Origin of the sequence: Pseudomonas sp., assembly GCF_049590575.1 — a bacterium.
In the GTDB taxonomy this organism is placed as follows: domain Bacteria; phylum Pseudomonadota; class Gammaproteobacteria; order Pseudomonadales; family Pseudomonadaceae; genus Aquipseudomonas.
The window spans coordinates 1-7,070 of the sequence record NZ_JBAWDE010000348.1 but is presented as its reverse complement, the minus strand read 5'-3'; the positions used below and the strand labels follow the sequence as shown (position 1 = coordinate 7,070).

The 7,070-nt window shown below is 58.8% G+C and carries 8 protein-coding genes and 1 pseudogene; 4 read left to right on the top strand and 5 right to left on the bottom strand.

Going from position 1 to position 7,070, the window contains the following annotated elements:
- The 3 genes and pseudogenes from WBR57_RS23915 to WBR57_RS23905 all read left to right on the top strand — a co-directional run.
- Positions 1–480, top strand: a 480-nt coding sequence (locus tag WBR57_RS23915; protein WP_424087245.1) for an Imm50 family immunity protein, incomplete at its 5' end; no start/stop codon positions are given.
- Between the two features lie 173 nt (positions 481–653).
- Positions 654–1,058: an Imm50 family immunity protein gene (locus WBR57_RS23910; RefSeq protein WP_424087243.1), complete on the top strand. Its 405-nt coding sequence runs from the start codon at positions 654–656 to the stop codon at positions 1,056–1,058.
- Between the two features lie 122 nt (positions 1,059–1,180).
- Positions 1,181–1,429 (top strand): annotated as a pseudogene (locus WBR57_RS23905) (terminase); the annotation flags it as partial.
- Positions 1,430–1,435: 6 nt separating this feature from the next.
- Here the strand turns inward: WBR57_RS23905 and WBR57_RS23900 are convergent.
- The 3 genes from WBR57_RS23900 to WBR57_RS23890 all read right to left on the bottom strand — a co-directional run bounded on the left by WBR57_RS23900 (position 1,436) and on the right by WBR57_RS23890 (position 3,419).
- Positions 1,436–2,233 (bottom strand): acyl-CoA thioesterase, encoded by a 798-nt coding sequence (locus WBR57_RS23900; RefSeq protein ID WP_424087241.1) that lies wholly within the window; start codon positions 2,231–2,233, stop codon positions 1,436–1,438.
- 90 nt (positions 2,234–2,323) lie between these two features.
- Entirely contained in the window at positions 2,324–3,085 is a 762-nt protein-coding gene (locus WBR57_RS23895) for a CHAD domain-containing protein (RefSeq protein WP_424087239.1), read from the bottom strand.
- A 55-nt stretch (positions 3,086–3,140) separates the two neighbouring features.
- Entirely contained in the window at positions 3,141–3,419 is a 279-nt protein-coding gene (locus WBR57_RS23890) for a hypothetical protein (protein ID WP_003238638.1), read from the bottom strand.
- Between the two features lie 217 nt (positions 3,420–3,636).
- On the opposite strand from WBR57_RS23890, the gene WBR57_RS23885 reads away from it, so the two are divergent.
- Entirely contained in the window at positions 3,637–4,674 is a 1,038-nt protein-coding gene (locus WBR57_RS23885) for a patatin-like phospholipase family protein (protein ID WP_424087236.1), read from the top strand.
- Positions 4,675–4,789: 115 nt separating this feature from the next.
- On the opposite strand, the gene WBR57_RS23880 is transcribed toward WBR57_RS23885, so the two are convergent.
- Complete coding sequence (locus WBR57_RS23880; protein WP_424087234.1) at positions 4,790–5,479, bottom strand: response regulator; 690 nt, start codon at positions 5,477–5,479, stop codon at positions 4,790–4,792.
- A 37-nt stretch (positions 5,480–5,516) separates the two neighbouring features.
- A partial coding sequence (locus tag WBR57_RS23875) for a sensor histidine kinase (protein WP_424087232.1) occupies positions 5,517–7,070 on the bottom strand: 1,554 nt, incomplete at its 5' end.

Genomic DNA, 7,070 nt, shown 5'->3' with positions numbered 1-7,070 from the left:
GATTTATTTAACATCATTGAACAACCGCACAATGGTAAAGTCACCGACGCAGAATCACATTATTTCTTCAGGAAAAAAATGAAATACTGGAATGAGTTATATAAAAACATTTTTTTTGAAAGAATTTTCAGCCAACCTGTAGAGATAGGAAAGATCACTCTATTCTCATTACAAATAGACAATGATCGACCGTCCCTGGGGCTTGGATTCGACATCCCCGAATTCCCAGATATTCTTCCGGAAAAATGGAAAAACAAAGGTTACAACGTTTGCAGACTAGGCATTGATTGCCATGGCATTAGCGGTTTAAAAATACTCAACATACCCGATAAAGATAGTTTTTATTTGAGAATAAAAAAGCAAGATGGACGATTCTGCTTTAAAGCGATCAATGAAAACTCTTTAATTGAATTCCAGGCCCAGAGCATATCAATCTGCGACCCTAACGTTTATATCAAGGGCAATGACGAGGATTTTTGAGCTAATTGGGACAGCTAATTTCAGCTAATTTGGACGAATTCATTTAACATCCGCGCCGAAATAAACCAAATAAATCTGACACCTTAAATCCTCTTCAACTTACGACCATCAGACAAGCCCCGCAACGGATAGGTTTCCGGAGCGAAAGAATATTACAACTTCAGGATTAAAAAATGAAATACTGGAATGAACTAGATCGCAATATATTTTTCGAGAAGCTATTTAGCAAACCTGTACCGATTGGAAAAATTGCATTATTTTCTTTGCAGATAGAAAACGATAAACCGTCGCTGGGATTAGGGTTCGACATCCCTGACTTTCCAGACAGACTACCGCTCAAATGGGAAGGTAAAGGCTATAACACTTGCAGAATGGGGATTGACTGTCATGGAGTCTGCGATCTAAAAATTCAAAATCTTCCCATTCGTGAAGTATTTTGTGTGAATATCACACGTGATGATGATCAGTTCCACTTCCAAGCAAGCACCGAAAACGCCTCAATTGAATTCAGTGCTAAATATATTTCACTTTGCGATCCAAATGTGTACATAAATGAACCTGATGATTATTTCTTTTAAAGCTTATAAGTGCATGAATCTAAACTACCTATAGCCCCCATAGCCAACCCCAATTCGCCCCCCTCCACCCGCCCCACCTAAACTCTGCCCATGTTGTTTAAACGGACAGAGGATTTACCATCATGGGCAAACGTCATCCCAATCTCCCCGCCTGGCAATGGCGCAACCAACCGCAAAGCCACCAGAACCCGACCAATCTGGGGCTGCAGTTGATTGCCGTACCGCTGCTGATCATAGGGTTTCTGCTGCTGGCGTCCGGGGTGTTCAGTCTGAGCCTGGCGAGTGTTGCCGTGGGTGTGGACGGTGTGCTGGCAGGCGTGGCGCTGCAGCGCCACGGCCATAAGTTGGAAGCTCAAGCCAGCAAGCGCTTCTAAAGGTTAGGCGAAGACCACCACGGTCTGGCGGCTGAGGGCGATCAGTTCGCCGGTCGGGCTCCATAGCGCAGCCGCGGCATGGCCGTAGCCGTCGCGGGCGTGCTCGATGTTGACGTGGTACTGGCACCAGTCGAGGGTCGTGAGGTCTTGCAGCGGCTGGATGAATTCGATGGTCCAGGTGAGGGTGCTGCCCGGCGCGGGCTTTTTCAGGTGCGGCAGCAAAGCCGGGGGCCAGGCGTCGACCAATGCGAGGATGTGTGCCTCGGTCAGCGGTTCCTCTTTTACATCCCCACGCAACCGCACCCAGCCGCCCATGTCGCGGGATTTATTGCCGGTAAACGGCAGGCCACCGATGCTCCAGCGCATCGCCAAGTGGCGCATGAACTCCGGCGTGACGCCCTTGATATAGGGCAACTCCTGGCACTCGTCCCAATGCTTGAACACGGGTGGTGCTTCACTCGACACGTCGATTTCCGACTCGCGCGATGCGCCGAAACTCGCCTGGACCAGCGTAGCCACTTCACCGTTCTGCACCACGCGGCCAAGCAATTGGCTGACAGCCTTGCCTTCGCGCAACACTTCGACTTGATAACTGGCGGGCACATCGGGCGCCACCGGGCCCACGAAGGTAATCGCCAGCGAGCGTAACGGGCGATCCGCGGGCACCTGGGCGCGCAGCGCTTCGTATTGCAAGGCCGCAACCAGGCCACCAAACGTCGCGCGGCCCTGGGCCCATTCGGCCGGAATAGTGACATCCAACGGGTTGCGGCGGGCGGCGTCGAGCAAATCACTAAAGCGCATGGCGACCTCACATCAAATTAAACAGATGACGGATCTTAACCAGCGCAGTGACAAGGTACAGCGCCTATTCCGGCCAAAAGCCGGACCGACTCAGAAACAATCCGCGCTGAGTTTGTCCAGCACCCGGTCCGCCTGCTGCTCAGCCTTGGCCATGGTGCGCTGCCATATCGCAACGCAGGGCTGCAGATCCGCCTGGTGTTCGGCCTGGGCCAACCACTGCCAGCAATCATGCCAATCGCCCAGGGCACCCTGGGCTTTTTTCAGGCGGGACATGGCGTTGGTCGGGAGCTTGTCCAATTCAGGATAGGCTTCGGCGGCGTAGCGCACGCGCTTGATCAACAAACGCAGGCGGTGGCGATCGTGATCGGGGTCTTTGAGCGCCTCACCCAGATTGCGCCATTGCTTGGCCAGGCGTTTCTCGATGCGCGCGCGCAGGCCCTTGAGTAACTTCTGATGCTCGCAGGCACGGATAAAACGCGGGAATGCATCGAGGATCTGCAGCAATTGCGCAAGCTCTGCACCCTGCGCAACCTGGCGATAGGCGGCGGGTTGCAGACGCAGGCGGCGCTGCGCCGCTTCGTGATGATGATGCTGATGCAAATACGCCGCCAGCACCTCGCGGTCGCGTAGCGGCGTAGTCAGTTGGCCGACCGCGCTGGCGGCGGCTTCGAGCTGTTCCACGCCCGGCAGCCCGCGCAAGGGGCGCAACAGACTGCGCAGGCGACGCACCGTGGTGCGCAGATCATGCAGGGCTTCATCGTCGGTAACGGCGGCGAGGCGAGCCTGGCAGCTCAGTAACCCTACTTCCAGGCCAATGACCTGAGCGACTAACTGATCGACCAAAGCTGACATCCCTTCCTCCCCTTGACGATGAAAACCCCTACTGTCTCACGCCAGCCTGGACGGCTTAACGCCCGGCGCGCGACTCACGAATATAGAAGCGTGCTTTCTCGGCCTTGTTGGAGCAACCTTCAAACGCTTCAAATTGTTGCTGGGTCTTGGCGCCGGTCAACAGGGATAAGGCCTTGGAGTAGCTCACGGTGCCGGCAAAACCTTCGGCCTTGGCCAGGTCCAGTTCTTTCCAGGCGGCATCCAATTGGCTGCCGCAGCTGTCACGGTAAGCGGTTTTGCCGGCACAACCGGCCAGGGCCAACAGAATCACAGGCACACACATCCAGGCTTTCATCGATGACACCTCAAATAAAGAAAAACAGTCGTACGCTGTAGACGTTGCCTACAAGGAAAAGTGCCTTGTCAGTCAGCCCGAAATCAAACTCGCTGATTGCCAGAGCATACCCGAGCAGCATGGCTATTCTGCAAAAATATTGCAGGGCCCCAGGAAGATTGAAGCCGCCCCCTCAAAGGGTGCATTGTGGGCACCTGCCTAGGGGAGGACATCGACCATGAAGAAGCGTGTTGCCTTGGTGCTGGGCTCCGGCGGCGCCCGGGGCTACGCCCATATCGGGGTGATCGAAGAGATCGAACGGCGCGGCTACGACATTGCCTGTATCGCCGGCTGTTCAATGGGTGCGGTGGTGGGTGGCATCTACGCCGCCGGCAAACTGGACGAATATCGAAACTGGATTGAAAGCCTCGACTACCTCGACGTGTTGCGCCTGGTCGACGTCAGTTTTCGCCTGGGGGCGATTCGCGGCGAGAAAGTCTTCGGGCAAATCCGCAAGATCGTCGGCGAGATCAATATCGAAGAACTGCGCATCCCCTACACCGCCGTGGCCACCGACCTGACCAACCAGCAGGAAATCTGGTTTCAGGAGGGCTGCCTGCACCAGGCCATGCGCGCCTCGGCAGCGATTCCCAGCCTGTTTACCCCGGTGATGCAAGGCAACCGCATGCTGGTGGATGGCGGCCTGCTCAACCCGCTGCCCATCGTGCCGGTGGTGTCGAGCCATTGCGACTTGATCATCGCGGTCAACCTCAACGCCACCAACCAGAAACACTACCAATTGCCGGTGATCCAGCGCCCGCCGGCGTTCAAGAGCCGCTTCAACAATTTGGCCAAATCACTGGGATCACACCTGCCCTTTCGCCGCAAGCAGGCCGAACAATTGATGAAGCTGGAACAAGAGGCTCTGGAAGCCCAGGCCGCGGAGATCAACCCGTGGCTGGACTCCGCCGAGCCCGAATCCCAGCAACCCGCCGCCGCCCCGGAAAAAGCCGGGGCGCCGAAGTCGGCGACCGGTTCGTTCATCATCGACAACGTTGGCCCGGCGTCACTGCTGGATTTGATCAACCAGAGTTTCGAGGTGATGCAGACGTCGCTGGCGCAGTACAAAATTGCCGGCTACCCACCGGATGTGCTGATCAACGTGCCCAAGCGGGTGTGCCGGTTTTTCGAGTTCTACAAGGCGCCGGAGTTGATCGCCTTGGGGCGTGAAATTGCCAGTGATACGCTGGATCGGTATGAGAGTGAGCAGCGCTGAAATTGTGGGTGTTGCTGACGGCCTCTTCGGGGGCAAGCCCCCTCCCACAGTTGAGCGAGTTTCAGCGTTTAAATGCGATCGAATGTGGGAACGGGCGACTCTGGCGCCGCTCAATTCAGGCATTCAGTAACCTGTAACCCACCCCCGCCTCGGTCACGATAAAGCGCGGCTGGGTCGGGTCATCCGCCAGCTTCTGGCGCAGATGGCCCACCACGATCCGCAGGTAGTGGCTGTCTTCGGTATGGGTCGGGCCCCAGATATCCTTGAGCAATTGCTGCTGGGTAATCACCCGCCCTGGATGCCGCGCGAGCTGCGCCAGCACGGCGTATTCCTTGCGCGTCAACGCCACTTCGGCACCGTCCAGCAACACGCGGCGATAGGCCAGGTCGACGGTCAACGGGCCAAAACGCAAGGCCGCTTCCTGTGACTCACCTGTCGGCGCCTGGCGCAGCAAGGCACGCACACGGGCGAGGAATTCCTGGATACCAAAGGGCTTGGTCACGTAGTCATTGGCCCCACCGTCCAGGGCCTCGACCTTCTGCCCTTCGCTGGCGCGCACCGACAGCACCAGCACCGGCACCATCGACCACTCGCGAAACTCGCGCAGCACTTGCTGGCCGTCCATGTCCGGCAGGCCGAGGTCGAGCACCAGCAGGTCCGGCTTGCTCAGCGCGGCCTGGGCCAGGCCTTCGTTGCCGGTGCCGGCCTCGATCACTTTGTAGCCTTGGGAGGCCAGGCTGATGCGCAGGAATTTGCGGATCTGCGGTTCGTCATCGATGACCAAAATCGTCGCGGTCTGGCTCATGGTGTCCAATCAAAATCCGTGGAGAAAAGAGGGTAGCTCACGCCTCGCCGTCCAGGCCAGGCTGTGTTGGCAACGGCAGGAACAAGGTGATGCAGGTGCCGCGCCCGTCGATGCCATCGGCGACGCTGATATGCCCACCGTGGGCGCCGACCATGCCCTGGCAAATCGCCAGGCCCAGGCCCGTGCCCTGCCCGCCCCGGTCTCCGCGAGCGGCGGTGTAGAACATATCAAAGATCTTCGCACGCTCCTCCTCGGGAATCCCCGGCCCCTCATCGGCCACGGCGAAAAACAGTTGAGTGTCCGCCACCCCGGCACTCAGCTGCAGTCGGCCTTGGGGCGGTGAAAAGCGCGCGGCGTTTTCCAGCACATTGACCAAAGCCTGTTCGATCAGCGCGGCATGCACATACAGCAACGGCAACTCTGCCGGCACCTCGGTGCTCACCGTAAGCGGCGCCAGCACCGCACGCAGACGCCCGAGTGCGCTGCCGACGATGTCCCCCGGCGACACCCAGTCGCGCGCCAGTTTCAGCGCGCCGTGACCAAGGCGGGTCATGTCGAGCAAATTCTGGATGTAACGGTCGAGGCGCTCGGCTTCATCGCGGGTGCCCTCGAGCAACTCGCGGCGATCCTCCAGCGGGATCGCCTCACCGAGCGCCAGCAGGCTGTCGATGCTGCCGCGCATGGAGGTCAACGGCGTGCGCAGATCATGGGACACCGAGGCCAGCAAGGCGCTGCGCAATTGCTCGGTTTCGCCGTGCAGGCGCGCCGATTCCAACTCCTGCGCCAGCTGGGCCCGCGCCAGGGCCTGGGCCAGCGGCTGGCTCAGTGCAGTGAGCAAGCGCCGGCGTTGGCCGCTCAATTCCTGGCCCGGTTTCGCACTGACGCCAAGCAGGCCCAACGGCCCCTCTTCACTCGACAGCGGCCACCACCACCAACGCCCGAACGGCAAGGTGCCAGTGCCCATGCCTGCCGGCTGGTCGTGCTGCCAGGCCCAATCGGCGGCGGCACGTTCGGCTTCGGTAAGCGTCAGCGGGCCACCGGTCTCGACCTTCCAGCCGCCCTGGCCGTCGCGATTGACCAGGCATAAATCCAGATCGCTCCACCCTTCCAGGTGATGGGCGGCAGCACTGACCACCGCCTGGCGATCCGTGGCGGCGGTGAGCTTGCGTGACAGGTCGAGCAGTTCGCTGGTTTCCTCCTGGGTGTCGCGCAATGCCTGCAATTGCCGGCGCTGGCGTGCGGCGAGGTTACCGGTGAGCGCCGCCATCAGCAGGAAGAACAGCAGCGTCAGCACGTCCTCTTCACGCTGGATAGCGAAAGAAAAATTCGGCGGAATAAACAGAAAGTCATAGGTCATGAACGACAATGCCGCGCACACCAGCGACGGGCCCAGGCTGCTGCGCACCGCCACCAGCAACACGGCGGCAAGAAACACCAGCGAGATATTCGGCAGGGGCAACACGCTGGACACGCCCCAAGCCACGGCGGCCGCGACCACGGTGGCGAGCAGCGCCAACACGTAATCGAACCACACCAGCCCGCGCACATCCGGCAGGCGTGGCGGCGCGGGGATGTCGTCGCTGTCGAGCAC